The organism is Virgisporangium aliadipatigenens (genome assembly GCF_016863615.1).
GTDB classification, from domain to species: domain Bacteria; phylum Actinomycetota; class Actinomycetes; order Mycobacteriales; family Micromonosporaceae; genus Virgisporangium; species Virgisporangium aliadipatigenens.
This window is the reverse complement of sequence record NZ_BOPF01000023.1, coordinates 22,417-42,014: the sequence shown is the minus strand read 5'-3', so window position 1 is coordinate 42,014 and position 19,598 is coordinate 22,417. Positions and strand designations below refer to the sequence as shown.

Sequence of the window (19,598 nt, the reverse complement as noted above, 5' to 3'; positions counted from 1 at the left end):
GGGCAGGCTACCCCGAATTTCTCCTGGCACCCCCAGAATTTTTCGGCTCACCCGCCCGGCGCTATTCGCATTCGCACCGCGCACGGTGAGGTCGCACGGGCTGGAGGCATTCCGGGTCGGCCGTCGGCTGCACATCAGTCGGCTGCAACTACGCCCGTCGTGCCGTTGGGCCGGGCGGGTACCGCGGGATCTTCCCGACCGGCATTTCATATCCGGACGGGCCCGCACCTTACGAGGGAAGGAATCCATTGAGCGACACCACCGAGGTCACGGAAGACGTGACCAGCGGCGGCGTGGCCGCCGATGCCAACGGCGGCGAGGCCGTCGCGGCGGCCGGTGCCGAGCGGACCACCCGCCGGCGGCGTACCGGTGGCGGGTTGACGTCCATGCTGCTGCCGGAGTTGCAGGGCATGGCGGCATCGCTCGGCATCTCGGGCACGGCCCGCATGCGCAAGGGCGAGCTGATCGCGGCCATCCAGGAGCGCCAGGGCGCCAACGCCGCCCGCAACGACGTCGCTGCCCTCGACACCCCCCGGTCCGAGGTGCGTGCCGACGTGGCCGACACCGCGCAGGTGGTCGAGGTTCCGGCCGCTTCGGCGCCGGTCGCCGCGGAGCGTCCGCGCCGCGCCACCCGCGCCGCCGGCCCGCCGGAGCCGCGCAACGCCACCGAGGTCAAGCCCGTCGAGGTGGCCGCGGAGCAGCTGGCGCTGGACACCCCCGCGCCGGAGGCCGCCGAGCAGTCCACCGGCCGTGCCGAGGCCGCCGAGCGTACCGAGAGCCCGGAGCGCACCGAGCGGGCCGAGCGCCCGGAGCGCAACCAGCGCCGGGAGCGCGCCGGCCGGGACCGTGGCGAGCGGCAGGAGCGCACGGAGCGCAACGACCGCGGCGACCGTGGCGACCAGGCCGACCGCAACGACCGCGAGGAGCGGGCCGAGCGCGGCGACCGCAACGACCGTGGCGACCGCGAGGAGCGCGGCGAGCGGCGCGACCGCAACGAGCGCGGTGAGCGGGGCGACCGTGGTGACCGCGGCGACCGCAACGAGCAGCGCGACGGCAGCCCCCGCGGGGACAACGCCCAGCGCGGCGCCAACGCGGACGCCGACGGTGACGACGACGGCGAGGGCGGCCGCCGCGGCCGGCGCAGCCGTTTCCGGGACCGTCGCCGGGGCCGCAACGAGCGCGGCGAGAGCGGCGGCGGTGGCCGCGAGGGCAACGAGCCGCAGGTCGCCGAGGACGACGTGCTGGTGCCGGTCGCCGGCATCCTCGACATCGTCGACAGCTACGCGTTCATCCGCACGACCGGCTACCTCGCCGGCCCCAACGACGTCTACGTCTCGCTGGCCCAGGTCAAGCGCTACGGCCTGCGCGAGGGCGACGCCGTCACCGGTGCCGTCAAGCAGGTGCGCGACGGCGAGCAGCGGCGCGACAAGTACAACCCGCTGGTCCGCCTCGACACGATCAACGGCATGGACCCCGACGAGGCCAAGCGCCGGCCGGAGTTCTACAAGCTGACGCCGCTGTACCCGCAGGAGCGGCTGCGCCTCGAGACCGAGCCGCACATCCTCACCACCCGCGTGATCGACCTCGTGATGCCGATCGGCAAGGGGCAGCGTGCGCTCATCGTGTCGCCGCCGAAGGCCGGCAAGACGATGGTGCTGCAGGCCATCGCCAACGCCATCACCCGCAACAACCCCGAGTGCCACCTGATGGTCGTGCTCGTGGACGAGCGGCCCGAAGAGGTCACCGACATGCAGCGGTCGGTGAAGGGCGAGGTGATCGCGTCGACGTTCGACCGGAAGCCGGAGGACCACACCAAGGTCGCCGAGCTCGCCGTCGAACGCGCCAAGCGGCTGGTGGAGCTGGGCCACGACGTCGTCGTGCTGCTCGACTCGATCACGCGGCTGGGCCGGGCGTACAACCTGACGGCCAAGGTCAGCGGGCGCATCCTCACCGGTGGTGTGGACTCGACGGCCCTGTACCCGCCGAAGCGGTTCCTCGGCGCCGCCCGCAACATCGAAAACGGCGGCTCCCTGACGATCCTCGCCACCGCCCTGGTGGAGACCGGTTCGACGATGGACACGGTCATCTTCGAGGAGTTCAAGGGGACGGGTAACGCGGAGCTCAAGCTCGACCGCAAGATCGCGGACAAGCGGGTGTTCCCGGCCATCGACCTCGACCCGTCGGGCACCCGCAAGGAAGAGATCCTGCTGGCGCCGGACGAGTTGGCGATCGTGCACAAGCTGCGCCGGGTGCTGCACGCGCTCGACTCGCAGGAGGGGCTCAACCTGCTGTTGGAGCGGCTGAAGAAGACCCGCACCAACATCGAGTTCCTGATGCAGATCGCGCAGACCACGCCGGGCCAGGAGTAGCCACCGGACCCGACGGGAATAGACCGGTCCGCCAGGCGCTTGGAGCGTCTGGCAGACTGGTTCGTCGGCCAGACAGGTTCCGGTTCACGCCCGAGCCGTGCGCACTGAGGATGCGGCGGTGTTGACGGCGACCCGGCGACTTACGAGAAGAGGACAGCAATGAAGCAGGGTATCCACCCGGAGTACGTGACCACCGAGGTCACCTGCTCCTGCGGCAACACCTTCACCACGCGCAGCACCGCGAAGAACGGCAGCATCCACGTCGAGACGTGCAACGTGTGCCACCCGTTCTACACCGGTAAGCAGCGCGTGCTCGACACCGCCGGCCGCGTGGCCAAGTTCCAGCAGAAGTACGCCAAGGTCCAGGCGAAGAAGACCGGCGACAAGTAGCTTCCCCGCCCGGCGCCCGTCGCCCCCGTTCACCGGGGGTGGTGGGCGCCGGAGTCGTTTCTGCGCGTTTCTTTCGATCAGGGGAGTGTCCGCCATGAGTTCCGATCGCCTGTCCACGCTGCTCGAGGAGTACGCCGAGCTGGAGAAGCGGCTCGCCGACCCGGCGATCCACGCCGACCAGACGGAGGCCCGCAGGGTGGGGCGGCGCTTCGCCGAGCTGACGCCGATCTGGAAGACCTCCACCGAGCTGGGCCAGCTCCGCGAGGACCTCGAGGCGGCACGGGAGCTGGCGGCCGAGGACGCGGCGTTCGCGGCCGAGGCGACCGACCTCGAGTCGCGCATCCCGGAGATCGAGGAGCGCCTGGCGGAACTGCTCGCGCCCCGCGACCCCAACGACGGCAAGGACGTGATCCTGGAGATCAAGGCCGGCGAGGGCGGCGAGGAGTCCGCGCTCTTCGCGGCCGACCTGTTCCGCATGTACATGCGCTACGCCGAACGCCGCGGCTGGGCCACCGAGGTGCTCGACTCCCAGGAGTCCGACCTCGGCGGGTTGAAGGATGTCTCCGTGGCGGTGAAGACGAAGGGCGTTCCCGACGGGGGGTACGGGGTCTGGTCGCGGCTGAAGTGGGAGGGCGGCGTGCACCGGGTGCAGCGCGTGCCGGCCACCGAGTCGCAGGGCCGCGTGCACACCAGCGCGGCCGGTGTGCTGGTCGTGCCGGAGGCCGAGGAGACCGAGGTCCAGATCGAGGAGAAGGACCTGCGCATCGACGTGTTCCGTTCCTCGGGGCCGGGTGGGCAGAGCGTGAACACGACCGACTCTGCGGTGCGCATCACGCACATGCCGACCGGGATCGTGGTCTCCTGCCAGAACGAGCGTTCGCAGCTGCAGAACAAGGACCGGGCGATGCGCATGCTGCGGGCCCGCCTGGCGCAGCTCGCCGAGGAGCAGGCCGCGGCCGCCGCCTCGGACGCGCGGCGGTCGCAGGTGCGCACCGTCGACCGTTCGGAGCGGATCCGCACGTACAACTTCCCGCAGAACCGGATCAGCGATCACCGGATCGGATACACCGCCTACAACCTGGATCTTTCGCTCCAGGGGGATCTCGACGGGGTGCTCGACGCGCTGACCGAGGCCGACCGCAAGGCACGCCTCGAGGGCGAGAACCAACTGACCCGGCAGTAGCCACCGAGTGTGACTCCCACGTCATCCTGGCGAAACGTGCGGCGCGCACGATGGGCCGGACGATAACGTTGGCGCGGCTGTCTACCCGAAAGGCGGGGTCATGAAACCCTCAACTCTCGTGCTGAGTGACGCCCCCCGTGCCGTCGTGGCCACCGCGGCCGACCTCATCTACCGGGTGGGCTGCACCGTCATCGGCGTCGACAAGGTCGCTACCGCGCGGGAGAACGCCTGGGCGGCCGTCTGCGAGGACCGGGAGCGCGCCGCCGAGCGTGCCGAGGTCGCCCGCCTGCTGTCCGAGCCGGCGGTCCGCCGCGGCATCTAGCCCGCCGATCCCGACCACTGCCGCCTCAAGGGCGGCGCAACCCGACCTCTGGATGCACTCAAGTGCCACCGGTCCGGACCGATCAAACACCGGTACCGGGGAGGTGAACGGTGTTGACGGAGCTCCGGCGCTGGCCGTACCTGATCGTGGCGGCGGGGCTCGCCGTCCACGCGTTGCCGGGTACGCCCGGCGATCCCGTGCTCGGGCTGCTGTACGTCGGCACCGCGGCCGTGGGACTGGCGTACGCGATCCGCGCCGCGCGGCACCCCGCACTGTCTCCCGCCGAACGCCGCCCGTGGCGCTACATCGCCGTCGTCTTCGCGCTCATGACGCCGATGGCGGCGGCCTTCGGGGCGAGCAGGGTCGACGGGCAGTACACGATATCGGTCGGGCTCGCCGTCGGTGTGCTCCTGCGGCTCACGCTCACCGGCGCGCTGGTGTGGGGGCTGCTGGCGTTCCTGAGTGAACCGTTGAGCGGTGCCGCGCGGCGCAAACTCGTCCTCGACAGCGTCACCGTCGTCGGCGGCGGGCTCATGGTGCTCTGGTACGTGCTCGTCGCCCCGGCCTTGCGGCACCATCACCACTTCGACCCGCGCACGTCGGTGGCGATGACGTTCGCCGTCGTCGACCTCGTGCTGCTGCTCGGCGCGTGCCTCGTGCTCATGCGCGGCTCCTCGGGGGTGGCGCGGCCGCTGGTTCTGCTGCTCGCCGGTGTCGTGGTCAACCTCGTCGCCGATCTCGTGCTCGGCTTCGCGCTGGTGCACGGGCTGCGCGAAGGGGCCGTTCCGGAGGCCGCCGCCCTCGCCAACTTCGTCGCGCCGGCGCTGATGATGCTCGCCGCCGTCGAGCGGTGCCGGGTCGCCGTTCTCGCCGGGCGGCGCCGTCGCGCGCTGCCGCGCTACGCGGCGTTGCCGTACCTGGCGCTGCTCCTCGGCTACGCGCTCCTCGCCGTCGCCGCCGTCCGCAGCGGGTCCGTCGTGTGGATCGGGCTCGTCGTGGGCAGTGTCGTGATGACGTTCGGGGTGGCGGCGCGGCAGGTGATCGCCCTGCGCGAGAACCACGAGCTGGTCGTCACGGACAGTTTGACGCGGCTGGCGAACCGGACCCGGCTGCGTTCCTCGCTCGATCGGGCCGCCGCCCGCTGCGCCCGGACCGGACGGCGGCTCGGCGTGCTGCTCATCGACCTGGACGGCTTCAAGCAGATGAACGACGCGTTCGGGCACGAGGCGGGCGACGAGATGCTCGTGGCGTTCGGGGCGGCGCTGCGGCGCTCGGTGCGCCCGAACGACCTGCCGGCGCGGCTCGGCGGCGACGAGTTCGCCGTCGTGCTGGCCGATCTCACCGGGATCCACGAGGCGGTGGCCGTCGCCGAGCGCGTCCTCGCCGAGTCCGGCCGTCCGGTCACGATCGCCGGCCGGACGCACCGGATCCGGGCCAGCGTCGGCATCGCGGTCGCCGACCCCGAGCGCCCGGTCCCGACGAACGAACTCCTGCACCGGGCCGACCAGGCGATGTACGCGGCCAAGCGGAACCAGACGCACGGCTGGCAGCTGTGGGGCGTCGACGGCGCCGGCGACGACGAACTGCGTGCCGACCTCGTGGTGGACGTCGAGGCAGGGCAGATCTCCGTGGTGTACCAGCCGATCGTGGACCTGCGCAGCGGCGACCTCGTCGCCGTCGAGGCCCTGGCCCGCTGGGAACATCCGGTGCGCGGCCCGGTGCCGCCGTCGACGTTCATCCCGTTGGCCGAGGAGGCCGGTGTGGTGCACGCGCTCGGCATGAGCGTGCTCGACCAGGCGACCCGGCAGGTGCGCCGGTGGCAGCAGCGGCTGCCCGAGGGGCGGGCGCTGCAGCTGAGCGTCAACCTGTCCGCGCACCAGCTGGAACGGCCGGCGCTCGCGGCCGAGGTGACGGAGGTGTTGGCGCGCACCGGGTTCGACCCGAGGCATCTCGTGGTGGAGATCCCGGAGAGCGCGGTCGCGGACGACGAGTCGGCGGCGCCGCACCTTGCCGCGCTGCGCGCGGCGGGTGCGCGGATCGCCCTCGACGACTTCGGCACGGGCTACTCATCGCTGCGCCACCTGACCCGCCTGCCGGTGGACGTGCTCAAGCTCGACCGCTGTTTCGTCGCGGAGCTGAACGGCGAGGCCGAGGGCTCGGCGGTCGCGGAGGCGGTGATCCGGCTGGCGCAGGTGCTGCGGCTGGAGACGATCGCGGAGGGGATCGAGCTGCCGGCGCAGGCGACGGAGCTGACCCTGCTCGGCTGCCGGAACGCCCAGGGCTACCACTTCGCCGCGCCGCTCCCGCCGGAGCGCGTGGACGAACTGATCGGCGCCAGCATCGAGGCCTGGCCGCACCTGCCCCCGGTGGTCCCCCCGAGGGTCGAACCGCTCGGCGTCTAGCTGGCGCGCGGGCGGGTCTTGGCGGCGAGCATGGCGTGATCGGCGGCCTCGAACGCCTCCTGCACCGTGGTGAACCCGCCGTCGCCGCCCACCCCGGCCCAGCCGATCGTGACGCTGATCGGCGTGCCCGGGACCAGCGCCTGCCAGTCCTCGCCCTTGACGGCCCCGACGATGCGGCGCGCGATCTCGTGCGCCTCGGCGCGGGACGTCGTCGGCAGCAGCACCACGAACTCGTCGCCGCCGTAGCGGGCCACGAAGTCGCCCTTGCGCATGACGCGGTTGAGGATGCCGGCGACGCGCTGCAGCACCAGGTCGCCGGAGAGGTGGCCGTGGACGGTGTTGACGGTCTTGAAGCCGTCGAGGTCGCACACGCCGAGGATCGCGGACTTGCCGTGGCCGACCAGGTCGGCGACGTACCGCTCGAGATAGCGGCGGTTGGGCAGGCCGGTGAGCGGGTCGGTGTTGGCCTCGCCCTCGTACAGCTGCACGCGGCGGTGCAGGTCCTCGTGGTCGAGGCGGGCGGCCATGCCGTCGATGAAGAGGTCGTGGAGGCGTTCCATACCGGCGCAGGCGACCCGGAAGGCCTGCCGGTCCGCCGCGTACGCCGCCGCGTGGTCGCCGGTCGCCAGGTAGGCCAGCGCGCGCAGGCGCGGCGCCTCGGCCGCCCCGAGCGTCTCGTCGGAGACGATCACGCTCTCCAGTCGCGCCGCGGCCTCGATCGGGCGCCCCGCGGCGATCGCCAGGCAGACCGCTCCGAGGGAACGGAGGTCAGCGGCGCGGCGCGACGTGCCGTTGCCCAGGAGCGCACGGCAGTCGACACCCTCCGCGGCGCGGCGGAATCCCAGGGCGGCCAGGCGGGCGGCGGCGTAGCCGTAGTTGGTCCGGTTGATCGGCCGGATCTTGTCGAACACCCCGTCGGCGATCTTCTGCTTGGCGTCCTGCACCAGGTCGCGCAGGATGCGCTGGCAGCCGTCGGTGTCGCCGCGCTGGTCCAGGGAGAGCGCGAGCCGCAGGCGGATGCCGGGCGAGACGAAGTCGGAGGCGGGCAGGCCGATCGCGTCGGCGACCTCGCGGGCCTTCTCGATGGCGGACAGGGCGTAGCCGTGGAAGCCGGTGTACGAGTAGGCGATGGCGAGGTTGTGCCAGCCCCAGGCGGCCATCGAGTCGGTCAGCTCGACGGCGTTCAACGCCTGGGCGCTGCGGACCATGTGCGTGACGCAGCGCTCCAGCGAGCCGAACCGGTACGCGGTGACGGCGGCGAGCGCGTGCAGCCGGCCGTAGCGACCGGGCTCGGGATACTGGCGGGCCGCTTCGAACGCGGCGTCGACGGCGGCGGCGTACTCGTCGGCACGGTCGAGGTTGATCAGTGCCACGAGACCGAAGATCCGGGCGTCCACCCGCACGCGAAGGTCGTCGGCGTGCACCAGCCGGCGGCTGACCGCCAGCGCCTCCTCGGCCCGGTCGTCGAACAGCATCCCCTCCACACTGGACAGGAGGGTGTCGGGTCGGGTCAGGCCGGGTCGGCCGTCGAGGGCGGGCGTCACCGGTACACACCACCTTTCGCAAGGCCGCGCGCTGAGGAGCAGGCGGGCACCGCCACCTGAGAAGCGACGATGCACCATGATTATGGGGTGTCTTCTGTGTCTGCCGACACGTCACCGAATCGGTTAATTTCACTGCGCCGGGCAATCATGAACGCGACTTCCGTTTTGTCCGGTGCCAATCTGCCGTCGGCTGGCGTCGATGCCCAGGAACTTGTGGCGTTTGTCCTTGATGTCCCGCGAACCCGACTCCACAGCGTGACGGGGCTCACTTTGTCACAGGTAGAGCGGTTGGAAACACTGCTGAAACGCCGTGCCGGGCACGAGCCGTTGCAGCACATCACGGGGCGGGCGCCGTTCCGGTACGTCGAACTCGCCGTCGGCCCCGGGGTGTTCGTGCCCCGGCCGGAGACGGAGATGCTCGTCGATCTCGGACTGGCCGCCGTCGCCGGCCTCGACGCACCGGTCGTCGTGGACCTGTGCAGCGGTTCCGGGGCGATCGCCCGTTCCGTCGCGCACGAACGGAGCACCGCCCGCGTGTACGCCGTCGAACGCGACGACGCCGCGCTCGGGTGGCTGCGACGCAACTCGGAAGGCACGTCGATAACGGTCGTCCCTGGGGACGCCACCGACCCGGACATCCTGTGCGCCGTCGACGGAACGGTCGACCTCGTGCTGTGTAACCCACCGTATGTGCCGGACGGGACTCCGGTTCCGCCGGAGGTCGCCGCGCATGATCCGGCGGTGGCGGTGTTCGGCGGAACGGACGGGCTCGACGTGATCCGCGGCATCGCCGCACGGGCCGCCGGGCTGCTGAGAGCCGGCGGCACCCTCGCGTTGGAGCACGACGAGACGCACGCCGCCGGCGTGGTCGACCTGCTGCGGGCCGGGTGCCGGTTCGACCGGATCGTCACCCACACGGACCTGGTCGGACGCCCGCGATTCGCGACCGCGGTGCGTCTGGGAGACTGATTGACCGTGAAGCGCGAGGACCGCAGCTTGCGAGGACCGCAGTCGCGAACAGGAGTGGATAGATGATGCTCTACGACTGCTCCAAATTGGAGGAGAGGGAGCGGGGGATCACCGCGGCCGTCGAGGCGGTCCAGCGCGGTGACCTGATCGTGATGCCGACCGACACCGTCTACGGGATCGGCGCGGACGCCTTCAAGTCCTGGGCGATCACCGCCCTGCAAAACGCGAAGGGTCGCGACCGCACCCAGCCAGTGCCCGTGCTCGTCGGCTCCCGCCAGACGGTCGACGGCCTGGTCTACGGCCTGCCGGCGGTGGCCCGCGACCTGATGGAGGCCTTCTGGCCGGGCGGGCTGACGATCATCGTCGAGCACGCCGCCAGCCTCCAGTGGGACCTCGGCGAGTCCGGCGGCACCGTCGGCGTGCGGATGCCGCTGCACCCCGTCGCGCTGGAGGTGCTGCGCCAGACCGGCCCGATGGGGGTCTCCAGCGCCAACAAGCACGGCCAGCCGCCGGCGCTGACCGCCGACCAGGCGCGCGAGCAGTTCGGGTACGGGGTGAGCGTGTACCTGGAGGCCGGCGAGACGCCCGACCCGGTGGCGAGCACCATCATCGACGTCACCCAGACCCGTCCGAAGCTGGTCCGGGCCGGGGCGATCCCGCTGGAGAAGCTCCGCGAGGTGGCCCCGGACATCGAGGTCCCGGAGTGAGCCGCTGCTACGGCGATCTTGCAGTTGTGGCGCCCGGCGTGCCCGAATCTGCGGTGATTCGCGCCCACCACAACTGCAAGATCGCGCGGATCTAGCGTTGTTCGGGATCTTGCATGTGTGCATGGGGAACATCTGCCGGTCGCCGATGGCGGAGCGGCTCACCGTCCTTGCCGCGCGGGAGCTCGTCGGGGATCTCGCGTCCGAACTGCTGCTCGTGCACGGGGCCGGTACCGGGGGGTGGCACGTCGGGTCGGGCATGGATCCGTCGGCCGCCCGTCAGGTCCGGGCGCGGGGTGGGGACGCGGAGCGGTTCGCGGCGCGGAAGCTCGCGTCCGACCTCATCGAGGCGTCCGACCTGATCCTCACCGCCACGGGGGAACAGCGGGAGTTCGCGCAGGAGATGCGGCCCGACGCCGCCGCGCGCACCTTCGTGCTGGGGGAGTTCGGGCGGCTGCTGCGCGACGTCGACCTCGACCCGCTGCCGGCGTTCGCGCCGACGGCCGAGGCCGTGGAGGCCCGCGGGGTCGCGCTCGTCGAGGCCGTCGCGAAGCTGCGCGGCGACCGGCCGCCGCTGCCGCAGGACGATCTCGACGACCCGTGGGGGCGCGGCGACAGCTACTTCTCCCGCGTCGCCGACGAGATCGAGGCCACCGTCGGCCCGCTCACACGCGCGCTTCTGTCTCCCTGAACCAGCCGGCGACCTCGTCCACCGGCAGCGGCCTGGCGAACAGGAAGCCCTGCCCGTAGCGGTACCCGAGCCGGCGCAGGTAGCTCGCCTGTTCGACGGTCTCGATGCCCTCGGCGACCGCGCGCAGCTTCAACGCCGCCGCCATCTGGATCACCGCCGTCGCCACGGCCGACTGCCGGTCCGCCGTCGTGACCCCCTCCACGAACGACCGGTCCAGCTTCAACACGCTCACCGGACAGGTCAGCAGCAGCCCCAGCGACGACGCCGCCGTGCCGAAGTCGTCCAGCGCCAGCCCCACGCCGAGATCGCGCAGCCGCTGCAGCACGTCCGTCACCTCGCCGCGGAGCACCGCCGTCTCGGTCACCTCCACCGTCAGCTGCCGCGCCGGCAGGCCGGTGCGCCGCAGCACACCCGCCACCTCGTCCACGAACCCCGGCTCCATCAGCTGGCGGCCGGCGACGTTGACGTTCACCACCAGGTCGGCGGCCTCGTCGAACGCGTCCCGCCACGCCGCCGCCTGCCGGCACGCCTCGGCCAGGATCCACCGGCCCAGCGGCACGATCAGCCCGGTGTACTCCGCGATCGGGATGAACTCCGCCGGCGAGACGGGGCCGCGTTCGGGGTGGTGCCAGCGGGTCAGCGCCTCCACGCCGGTCATGCGGCCCGTCACCAGGTCCACGATCGGCTGGTAGAGCAGCCGGATCTGATCGGTGCCGATCGCCTTCTCCAGCTCCGCGCCGAGGTGCGCGCGTTCGACGAGCTGTTCGCCCATCTCCGGGTGGTAGCGGCGGAACGTGCCCTTGCCCCGGTCCTTCGCGGCGTACATGGCGATGTCGGCGTCCCGGATCATCTCGTCCATGCCGGCCTCGGGCGTGCCGTGCGCGACGCCGACCGAGGCGCGCACCACCAGGGCGTGTCCGTCGACGGCCAGCGGGACGGTGAGCTCGACGAGCAGGCGTTCGGCCAGGGCGTCGGCCGCCTCCGCCGTCAGGTCGCAGGCGAGGATCGCGAACTCGTCACCGCCGAGGCGGGCCACCAGATCCAGCGGGCGCACCGTGCGGCGCAGGCGTTCGGCCACGGAGGCCAGCAGCGCGTCGCCGAACGGGTGGCCGCGGGTGTCGTTCACCGTCTTGAAGTCGTCCAGGTCGATGAGCATGAGCGCGCAGCCCCGGTCGTGTGCCTCGTCGGCGAGGACGCGCTGCGCCTCCGCGGCGAAGCCGGCCCGGTTGAACAGGCCGGTCAGCGGGTCCCGCGCCGCCTGCTGCTGCAGGTCGCGTTCGCGGCCGCGCAGTTCCAGCAGGGTCGTGTCGAGGCGCTTGATGACACCGATGTTGTCGCGGGTGTTCAGCTCCTGCCGGGTGACCATGACGACCGACACGGCGACGACGCCGAGCACCAGCACCAGGTCCCGCAGCGTCGGCCGGGGCAGCGCCATCGACGCCTGCACCAGCACCGTCGCGCATCCGGTCAGCGGGATCAGGCTCTGCCCGAAGTACGGCCGGGACACCGCCGACGCGTCGGCCCGCAGCTGCAGTTCCTGCACCCGGGGCACGAACGCCATCAGCACCGCCGGCCCGACGCACAGCGCCATCCCGGCCGCCGACGTGCCGGGCGAGCGCTCGAGGATGTCCAGCACCAGCGTGGTGAACGCCAGCCCGGCGGCCAGCAGCCCGGGAACCGCGGCGACCCGGCTGATCGGCGCGTTGCCGCTCAGGATCAGCTTCACCGTGGCGAACGCCGCCACGAGCAGCAGCGCCCCCGCGCCCGCCACGCTGAGGACGTCCTCCTCGTCGAGGACACCCGGCAGCGAGGCCAGCGACCACACGAGCAGCCCGCCCGCCATGAGGAACCCGGCCGCGTCCAGCCCGAACCGCAGCCACTCGCCGAAGGTGCGTTTCGGCGACGGGTGGCGCAGCATCGTCAGCACCACCTGGGCCATCCCGGTGAGGATCAGCGCCCACTGCACCTGGGTCCCGTCGAGCAGCGTCGCCGACGGGGCCCGCACCATCTGCACCGCCTGGTAGGCGTCGCCCACCCCGAACAGCAGGCCCGCGCTGCTGAGCGACCACCAGAAGCGGCGGGTCGCCGGGCCGAGCACCGCCATGCCGGCGACCCGGCGGGTCAGCACCACGAACGCCAGATCGCAGGCGACCCGCAGCGGCCAGACCGTGAGCAGCCGCGCGTGTTCGTCGCCGAGACCGAACCAGGCGACCGACGCCGTCGTGCACGCCGCGAGCACCAGCAGGATCGGATCGGGCCTCCTCATACCCGCACCGGGGCGGCCGCGAGGCGCTGCGTGATCTCGCCCGGGGGCAGCGGCCGGGCGAACAGGAAGCCCTGGCCCAGCCGGTATCCGAGGTGGCGCAGGTACTCCGCCTGTTCGGTGGTCTCGATGCCCTCGGCGACGGCGCGCAGCCGCAGCGCCCGCGCCATCTGGATCACCGCCGTCGCGACGGCCGCCTGCCGGTCGGTGGTGGTGACCGCCTCCACGAACGAGCGGTCCAGCTTCAGCTGGCTCACCGGGCAGGTCAGCAGCAGCCCCAGCGAGGAGGCCGCCGTGCCGAAGTCGTCCAGGGCCAGCCCCAGGCCGAGGGCGCGCAGGTCGTTCAGGACGTCGACGACGTCGCCGCCCTCGATCACGGCCGTCTCGGTGACCTCGATGGTGAGGCGGTCCGGCGGCAGGCCGGTCTCGTCCAGCAGGCCGGTCACCTCGGCGACGAAGCCCGGTTCCTCCAGCTGCCGGCCGGCGACGTTGACGCTCACGGTCAGGTGGCGGGCGTTCGGGTCGGTCGCCCGCCACTCGGCCGCCTGCCGGCACGCCTCGGCGAGGATCCACCGGCCGAGCGGCACGATCAGGCCGGTGTTCTCGGCGACCGGAATGAACTCCGCGGGCGAGACCGGGCCGCGTTCGGGATGGACCCAGCGCACGAGCGTCTCCACGCCGCGGATCCGGCCCGTGTCGAGGTCCACGATCGGTTGATAGAGCAGGTGGAACTGGTCGGTGCCGATCGCCTCGCGCAGGTGCCTCGACAGGCGGGCCGCCTCCACGATCCGTTCGCCCATCTCCGGCAGGTAGCGCTGGAACATGCCCTTGCCGCGGTCCTTGGCGGCGTACAGGGCGATGTCGGCGTTGCGGATCAGCGCGTCCGTCGAACCGGCGTGGCACGAGGTCGCGATGCCGACCGAGGCGCGCACGGCGAGTTCGTGGTCGCCGACGCGCACCGGGTGGGCGAGGTCGGCGAGAACGCGTTCGGCGAGGTGCTCGGTCTCCTCGTCGGTCAGGTCGCCGGCCAGCAGGGCGAACTCGTCCGCGCCGATGCGGGCCACGAGGTCGTCGGCGCGGGTGATGGCGCGCAGGCGTTCGGCGACGACGCGCAGGAGTGCGTCGCCGACGCCGTGCCCGAGGGTGTCGTTGACGGTCTTGAAGTCGTCGACGTCGACGAGGAGCAGCGCGTCGCGTTCGCGTCGGGCCGAGTGCTCGACGAAGCCGGCCCGGTTGAGCAGGCCGGTCAGCGGGTCGTGCGTGGACTGCTCGCGCAGTTCGCCCTCGCGGCCGCGCAACTCGTCGAGGGTGGCGTCGAGGCGCTTGATGACGGCGCTGCTGTCCCGTTCGGCGAGCAGGTAGCGGGCGATCGCCAGCACCGCGACGACGGGAACGCCGGCGAGGAGCACGATCTGCTGCGGGTCCGGGTCGTCGGGCAGCAGGAAGAACATCGACCCCACGACGATGACGCTGGTCGCGGGGAGCAGGCTCTTGGCCTGGTACGCCCGGTCGAGCGCGCCGGGATCGGCCCGTAGTTGCAGCCCCTGGATCCGCGGCGCGGCGACCAGCAGCACCGTCGGCATCAGCCGCAACACGAGCGACACGGGGTCGTCGGCCGTGCCGAGGCCGCTGGTGCGGTAGGCGAGCCCGATCCCCATCACGGCCAGCGCGCCGAACAGGGGAGCCGCGGCGCGGCGCGTGATCGGTGCCGTTCCACTGAGCACAAGCTTGATCACCGCGAACGTCGCGACAAGGACGAGCGCCGCGGCGAGAAGCCCGGTGATCATCTCGCGGCGCCCGGCCCCGATGGGCAGGCCGGCCACGGACTGCGCCAACAGCCCACCCGCCAGCAGGAACGCCGCGCAGTCCAGCCAGAACCGCAACCGCTCGGCGCCGGTGCGCGGCGGACCCGGATGCCGCAGGATCGTGACCACGATCGGCACGACCCCGCCGAAGAAGAACGCCGCCCGCAACGGCGAGTTCTCCAGCGTCGGCGGCGTCGTGTAGAGGAACGTCCGCACCGCACCCAGCAGGTCCCCGAACGCGAACCAGATCCCGGCGACGCTCAGCACCCGCCAGAACCGCCGGGTCGGCGTGTCGTGCCCGGGCAGCGCCGAGACGCGGAACGCGAGGACGGTGAAGATCGCGTCGCACACGACCTGGATCGGCAGCAGGACGTGCGATCTCACGTCCGAACCGCCGAGGTCGCTCAGGCACCACGCGCCGTACAGCACGACCAGGGCGGCGAGTCCGGTGAGCACGGGATCCGGCCGTGCCGCGACGGGAATGCGCCCCACGTACCCTCCTCCCGACGTCTGTCCGGAAGATCGGCACCGCGGTACCGCCCTTGAGGCCGACCACAGGCGATTCGCACGACGCGCGGCCCGCGCTGTTCGAGCGCGCGGCGGGATGGCGCGGCGTCGTCTGGACTGAGGAGCGCAGGGGAGCGAAGCGACCCGAAGCGACGAGGGAAGACGACGCCGGAGGCGCCATCCCGCGCTTGCGCGTGCAACAGAGTGCCGTCCCGCGCTTGCGCGGGCAACACTGTAAGGAGCTTGTCCGGTGACCGGTCGTAATTGCGCCGACCTCTTGTCAACGCGCTGAGCTGCGCGCATTCTCATCTCCCGGGCGCTGCCCGGGGCTGCGAAAGGTGGCAGCCATGGCGCGACGGGTCGGACTTGTCCTCGGTGCGGGCGGCACTCTCGGTGCCGCGTGGATGGTCGGGGCGCTCGGCGCCGTCGAGCGGCGGATCGGCCGGCCGTTACGCGGCGTGGACCTCATGGTCGGCACCAGCGCGGGCAGCATCCTCGCCGCCGCCCTCCGGTGCGGGATCACGGTCGACACCCTGGTCGCCCACCAGCGCGGCGAGGGCCTGGCCGACCTGCCGGACGCGGCGGAGTTCGCGCGGGACACGGGTCGGATGCCGCCGTTGCCGCGGTTCCGCCTCGGGTCGCCGGGCCTGCTCGCCAGCGCCGCGCGGGCGCCGCTCCAGGTTCATCCCCGGGTCGCCGCCAGTGCGCTGTTGCCGGCGGGGCGGGCGCAGCACCGGGTGCTCCACGCGTTCGTCTCGTCGCTGTCCGCCCGTTCGTCCTGGCCGCGCCGTCCCACCTGGATCATCTCGGTGAACTACGGGAGCGGCCGGCGGGTGGCCTTCGGCCGCACGGGCGCACCGGCGGCGTCGCTCGCCGACGCGGTGGTCGCATCCTGTTCCATCCCGGGCTGGCACGAGCCGAGGCTGATCGACGGCCAGCGTTACGTCGACGGCGGCGTGCGCTCGGTGACCTCGCTCGATCTGCTGTCGCGCGCCGGGCTGGACGAGGTGTACGTGCTGGCCCCGATGGCGGGCCACGACCTGGGCCGCCCGCTCAATCCCGCGTTGCGCACGGAGCGCTTCTTCCGCAACGTCATCACCTCCTGGCTCATGGCCGAGGTGCGCAAGGTCGAGGCGGCCGGCACGGCGGTGACCGTGCTGACCCCCGGCCCCGCCGACGTGGCGGCGATCGGCCTGAACCTCATGGACCCCGGCCGTCGGCTGCAGGTGCTGGAGACCTCGCTGGCCACGGCGCGGCACGCGCTCGGCGACGTGCCGCGTGCAGCCTGAAGTACCGCTTGGGTTTCGGGGCGACCGTCCCGGATCATTACTCGGTTATGACGTCGGCCTTCGTCTCTACGCGTTCCCGGTTGCACTCCCTGCGGCTGCGCCCGCGGCTGGTGCTGGCCGCGCTGGCCGCCTTCCTGGTGGCGTTCCCCCTAGTCTTTTTGGCGCTGGCGGTACGGACCGGATGGGCGCCGCTGCGGCGGATCGACCACGGCATCGCCGAGGCGGTGCACCGCGAGGTGTCCGCGCACGGCTGGGCGGTCTGGCTCGGCAAGGCCGGTGACGTGGTCCTGCACCCGTGGGTCTTCCGGGTGGCGGTCCTGGGGCTGGTGATCGCCCTGATCCGGCGCAAGGCGATCCGGCTGGCGTGGTGGGCCGGCATCACGATGGCCGTCGGCAGCGTGCTCGGCTTCACGCTGAAGCTCGCGATGGCGCGGGCCCGACCCGAGCTGGCCGATCCGGTGGCGCACGCGCCCGGCTACAGCTTCCCGTCGGGGCACGCCCTCAACAGCGCCGTCGGCGTGCTCGTGCTGCTGCTGGCCGTGCTGCCGGCGCTGCCGGGCGTGCGGACCCGGATCGCGGCGTGGGTCGCCGGGCTGACCGTGATCGCGCTGGCCGGGCTGGACCGGATCGCGCTCGGCGTGCACTACCTCAGCGACGTGGTGGCCGCGTGGGTGGTGGCGGCGGCGCTGGTGGCGGCGACGGCGGCGGCGTTCGAGACGTGGCGGCGCGACGTCGGCGCCCCGCCGCACGATCCGCTGGAGGGCGTGGACCCGGAGGACGCCCGGAGGTTGGCATGAGCGGACGCTTGCGGGAGCGAATCGTGGAGCGCTGTGCACTTGTGTCTCAGGGCGCCGGGGAGCGAAGCGAGGCGGCGGCATGAGCAACGCGCTTACGGACACGTCGGCGCACGGCACGCACCTGCGCCGGCACGTCGGACGGCTGGTCCTGAAGCGGGTGGTCGCCCCGGGTGCGCTGCTGTACCTCTTCCTGGTCGGCAGCGGGTTGGCGCTGGCGCACCCGCTGGCGCGGCTCGCCGCCGGAGAGTCCGAGGTCAACCGGGACCTCGCCGACGGCCGCACCCCGTTCTGGAACGCCGTCACGTCGGTGCTCAGCACGCTGGCCGACACCGCGTCGATCATCGGCAGCATGGCCGTCTTCGCGGTGCTGCTGCGCGTGCTCTACGGCCGCTGGGGCGAGTCGGTGACGCTCATGACGGCCGTCATCCTGCAGTCGTCGGTCTTCGTGCTCACGGCCGCCGTCGTGGACCGGAACAGGCCGGACGTGCCGCACCTCGACCCGGCCCCGCCGACGTCGAGCTTCCCGTCGGGGCACACGGGTGCGGCCACCGCCCTGTACATCGGCATCGCCGTGGTGGTGGGGTGGCGGCTGCGGCAGACGTGGATCAGGTGGGCGCTGGTGCTGGGACTGGCGGTGCTGCCGTTCCTGGTGGCGCTGTCGCGGCTCTACCGGGGCATGCACCACGTGAGCGACGTGGCGTTCGGCATGCTCAACGGCGTGCTCTGCGTGGTGATCGCGGTGTACGCGTTCCGGCCGGGGCGCGACGCCGACGGCGACTGGCCGCGGGTGCCCGTTCAGCGGCGGAGGCGGTCGGCGGGGTAGGCGGGTAGCGGTGCGCCGGCGGTGCGTTCGGCGGTGCGTGCGATATTGCGGGCCATGCCCCCGAAGATGACCGCGTGGAACGGCCACACCGCCGCCCAGTACAGGTGGCCGGCCAACCCGTGCGGCAGGAACACCGCGCGCTGGCGGTAGCGGGCGCCGTTCGGCCCCGGTTCGACCCACATCTCCAACCAGGCGCGGCCCGGCAGCCGCATCTCGGCCCGCAACCGCAGCAACTCGCCGGGCACGATCTCCTCGACCCGCCAGAAGTCCAGCGCCTCGCCGACGTAGAGCCGGTGCGGGTCGCGGCGCCCGCGCCGCAGGCCGACGCCGCCGACGAGCCGGTCCAGCCAGCCGCGCACCGACCACGCCAGCGGGAACGAGTACCAGCCGTTCTCGCCGCCGATCGCCTCGATGACCCGCCACAACCGCTCCGGGGAGGTGGCCACGGGCCGCTGCCGGTTGTCGGTGTAGAGCGTGCCGCCGGACCACTCGGGGTCGGTGGGCAGCGGCTCGGCGGCCATCGCGCCCGGCCACGTGGCGCCCGACCAGCGGGTCTCCACGTCCGAGTCGCGGATCTTCGCCAGGGCCAGCGCGACCGCCCGGTCGAAGCCGGTGAGCCCCTCCGGCGGGTCCGGCACGTACGTGGCGATGTCGTGCTCGTGGCCGGTGGCGTCGTGGATGAGGCTCGCCACCAGCGGGCGGGCGATGGCGTTCGGGACCGGGGTGACGACCCCGACCCAGTGCGCCGAGAGCGTCGGGCTGAGGAACCGCGTCGGCAGGATCACGCGCCGCGGCAGCCGGGCGACGCGCGCGTACCGCTGCATCATCTCGGCGTAGGTGAGCACGTCCGGCCCGCAGATGTCGAACGCCCGGTTCACCTCGCGCGCCGGCCAGTCGTCGTCGCTGGCCATGAAGACCAGGTAGCGCAGCACATCGCGGATGGCGATCGGCTGGATGCGGTTGTGCACCCACTTCGGCGTGATCATGATAGGGAGGCGTTCGGTCAGGTGGCGCAGCATCTCGAACGAGGCCGAGCCGGAGCCGATGATCACCGGCGCGCGCAGCACGACGGCGGGCACCTCGCCCTCCAGCAGGATCCGCGCCACCTCGTGCCGGGAGCGCAGGTGCGCCGAGCCGGCGTTGTCGTCGGGGTCGGGTCCGCCCAGGTAGACGATGCGCCGCACGCCGGCGGCCGCCGCCGCGGCGGCGACGTTCAGGGCGGCGGCCCGGTCCAGCTCCTCGAAGTCGCGCCGGCCGAGGGAGTGGACCAGGTAGTAGACGATCTCCACACCCTTGAAGGCCGCGTACAGGCTCTCCGCGTCCGTGACGTCGCCCTCGACGATCTCGACTTCCTTTGCCCAGGGAACGTCGCGGAGCTTGCCCGGCGATCGGGTGAGGCAGCGCACCCGGTGCCCCGCGTGCACCAGACGGGGCGCCAGACGCCCGCCGACATAGCCCGTTGCCCCCGTGACCAGTACCCGCACGCTCGCATCATGCCCCGCAACGGCGCGTTTCACGCCGAAACGGGTGCGTAGACTGC

Annotated in this window: 15 protein-coding genes; 11 read left to right on the top strand and 4 right to left on the bottom strand. The window is 72.4% G+C overall.

The window, feature by feature from the left end; genetic code table 11:
• Positions 1–248 precede the first annotated feature (248 nt).
• The 5 genes from rho (at position 249) to Val02_RS28590 (ending at position 6,666) form a co-directional block, all read left to right on the top strand.
• On the top strand, positions 249–2,369 hold the full coding sequence (gene rho / locus Val02_RS28610; RefSeq protein ID WP_203902344.1) for a transcription termination factor Rho: 2,121 nt from the start codon (positions 249–251) through the stop codon (positions 2,367–2,369).
• 159 nt (positions 2,370–2,528) lie between these two features.
• Positions 2,529–2,759 (top strand): 50S ribosomal protein L31, encoded by a 231-nt coding sequence (gene rpmE, locus Val02_RS28605; protein ID WP_203902343.1) that lies wholly within the window; start codon positions 2,529–2,531, stop codon positions 2,757–2,759.
• 94 nt (positions 2,760–2,853) lie between these two features.
• On the top strand, positions 2,854–3,942 hold the full coding sequence (gene prfA / locus Val02_RS28600) for a peptide chain release factor 1 (RefSeq protein WP_203902342.1): 1,089 nt from the start codon (positions 2,854–2,856) through the stop codon (positions 3,940–3,942).
• Positions 3,943–4,042: 100 nt separating this feature from the next.
• Positions 4,043–4,264 carry a hypothetical protein gene (locus tag Val02_RS28595; protein ID WP_203902341.1) on the top strand — a complete coding sequence of 74 codons (222 nt, stop codon included), beginning with the start codon at positions 4,043–4,045 and terminating at the stop codon, positions 4,262–4,264.
• Between the two features lie 110 nt (positions 4,265–4,374).
• Positions 4,375–6,666, top strand: coding sequence for a putative bifunctional diguanylate cyclase/phosphodiesterase (locus Val02_RS28590; protein ID WP_203902340.1), 2,292 nt, complete (start codon positions 4,375–4,377; stop codon positions 6,664–6,666).
• On the opposite strand, the gene Val02_RS28585 is transcribed toward Val02_RS28590, so the two are convergent.
• Complete coding sequence (locus Val02_RS28585; RefSeq protein WP_239153401.1) at positions 6,663–8,210, bottom strand: GGDEF domain-containing protein; 1,548 nt, start codon at positions 8,208–8,210, stop codon at positions 6,663–6,665. The genes Val02_RS28590 and Val02_RS28585 overlap by 4 nt on opposite strands.
• 147 nt (positions 8,211–8,357) lie before the next feature.
• On the opposite strand from Val02_RS28585, the gene prmC reads away from it, so the two are divergent.
• From prmC to Val02_RS28570, 3 genes are all read left to right on the top strand, one after another.
• The gene (prmC, locus tag Val02_RS28580) at positions 8,358–9,179 is read left to right on the top strand and encodes a peptide chain release factor N(5)-glutamine methyltransferase (protein WP_203902455.1); all 822 of its coding nucleotides are present in this window, start codon (positions 8,358–8,360) and stop codon (positions 9,177–9,179) included.
• Positions 9,180–9,244: 65 nt separating this feature from the next.
• Positions 9,245–9,886, top strand: a complete 642-nt coding sequence (locus Val02_RS28575; protein ID WP_203902454.1) for an L-threonylcarbamoyladenylate synthase — start codon at positions 9,245–9,247, stop codon at positions 9,884–9,886.
• A 97-nt stretch (positions 9,887–9,983) separates the two neighbouring features.
• Positions 9,984–10,574, top strand: a complete 591-nt coding sequence (locus Val02_RS28570; RefSeq protein WP_373317960.1) for an arsenate reductase/protein-tyrosine-phosphatase family protein — start codon at positions 9,984–9,986, stop codon at positions 10,572–10,574.
• On the opposite strand, the gene Val02_RS28565 is transcribed toward Val02_RS28570, so the two are convergent.
• Positions 10,549–12,840, bottom strand: a complete 2,292-nt coding sequence (locus Val02_RS28565; protein ID WP_203902338.1) for a putative bifunctional diguanylate cyclase/phosphodiesterase — start codon at positions 12,838–12,840, stop codon at positions 10,549–10,551. The two genes, Val02_RS28570 and Val02_RS28565, sit on opposite strands and share 26 nt — an antisense overlap.
• Positions 12,837–15,134, bottom strand: coding sequence for a putative bifunctional diguanylate cyclase/phosphodiesterase (locus tag Val02_RS28560; protein ID WP_203902337.1), 2,298 nt, complete (start codon positions 15,132–15,134; stop codon positions 12,837–12,839). The genes Val02_RS28565 and Val02_RS28560 overlap by 4 nt, the downstream gene beginning before the upstream one ends.
• A gap of 362 nt (positions 15,135–15,496) precedes the next feature.
• Here Val02_RS28560 and Val02_RS28555 point away from each other — a divergent pair, with 362 nt between their 5' ends.
• The 3 genes from Val02_RS28555 (at position 15,497) to Val02_RS28545 (ending at position 18,058) form a co-directional block, all read left to right on the top strand.
• Positions 15,497–16,438, top strand: a complete 942-nt coding sequence (locus Val02_RS28555; protein WP_203902336.1) for a patatin-like phospholipase family protein — start codon at positions 15,497–15,499, stop codon at positions 16,436–16,438.
• 47 nt (positions 16,439–16,485) lie between these two features.
• Positions 16,486–17,235: a phosphatase PAP2 family protein gene (locus Val02_RS28550; protein ID WP_203902335.1), complete on the top strand. Its 750-nt coding sequence runs from the start codon at positions 16,486–16,488 to the stop codon at positions 17,233–17,235.
• A gap of 79 nt (positions 17,236–17,314) precedes the next feature.
• Positions 17,315–18,058: a phosphatase PAP2 family protein gene (locus Val02_RS28545; RefSeq protein ID WP_203902334.1), complete on the top strand. Its 744-nt coding sequence runs from the start codon at positions 17,315–17,317 to the stop codon at positions 18,056–18,058.
• On the opposite strand, the gene Val02_RS28540 is transcribed toward Val02_RS28545, so the two are convergent.
• Positions 18,031–19,542: an SDR family oxidoreductase gene (locus tag Val02_RS28540; RefSeq protein WP_203902333.1), complete on the bottom strand. Its 1,512-nt coding sequence runs from the start codon at positions 19,540–19,542 to the stop codon at positions 18,031–18,033. The genes Val02_RS28545 and Val02_RS28540 overlap by 28 nt on opposite strands.
• Positions 19,543–19,598 lie beyond the last annotated feature (56 nt).

Bases quoted from the DNA above. Each gene is read 5' to 3' on its own strand.
- rpmE (WP_203902343.1), top strand. From the start codon at position 2,529: ATGAAGCAGGGTATCCACCCGGAGTACGTGACCACCGAGGTCACCTGC.
- Val02_RS28545 (WP_203902334.1), top strand. From the start codon at position 17,315: ATGAGCAACGCGCTTACGGACACGTCGGCGCACGGCACGCACCTGCGC.
- Val02_RS28565 (WP_203902338.1), bottom strand. From the start codon at position 12,840: ATGAGGAGGCCCGATCCGATCCTGCTGGTGCTCGCGGCGTGCACGACG.
- Val02_RS28555 (WP_203902336.1), top strand. From the start codon at position 15,497: ATGGCGCGACGGGTCGGACTTGTCCTCGGTGCGGGCGGCACTCTCGGT.
- prfA (WP_203902342.1), top strand. From the start codon at position 2,854: ATGAGTTCCGATCGCCTGTCCACGCTGCTCGAGGAGTACGCCGAGCTG.
- Val02_RS28550 (WP_203902335.1), top strand. From the start codon at position 16,486: ATGACGTCGGCCTTCGTCTCTACGCGTTCCCGGTTGCACTCCCTGCGG.
- Val02_RS28575 (WP_203902454.1), top strand. From the start codon at position 9,245: ATGCTCTACGACTGCTCCAAATTGGAGGAGAGGGAGCGGGGGATCACC.
- prmC (WP_203902455.1), top strand. From the start codon at position 8,358: ATGAACGCGACTTCCGTTTTGTCCGGTGCCAATCTGCCGTCGGCTGGC.
- Val02_RS28595 (WP_203902341.1), top strand. From the start codon at position 4,043: ATGAAACCCTCAACTCTCGTGCTGAGTGACGCCCCCCGTGCCGTCGTG.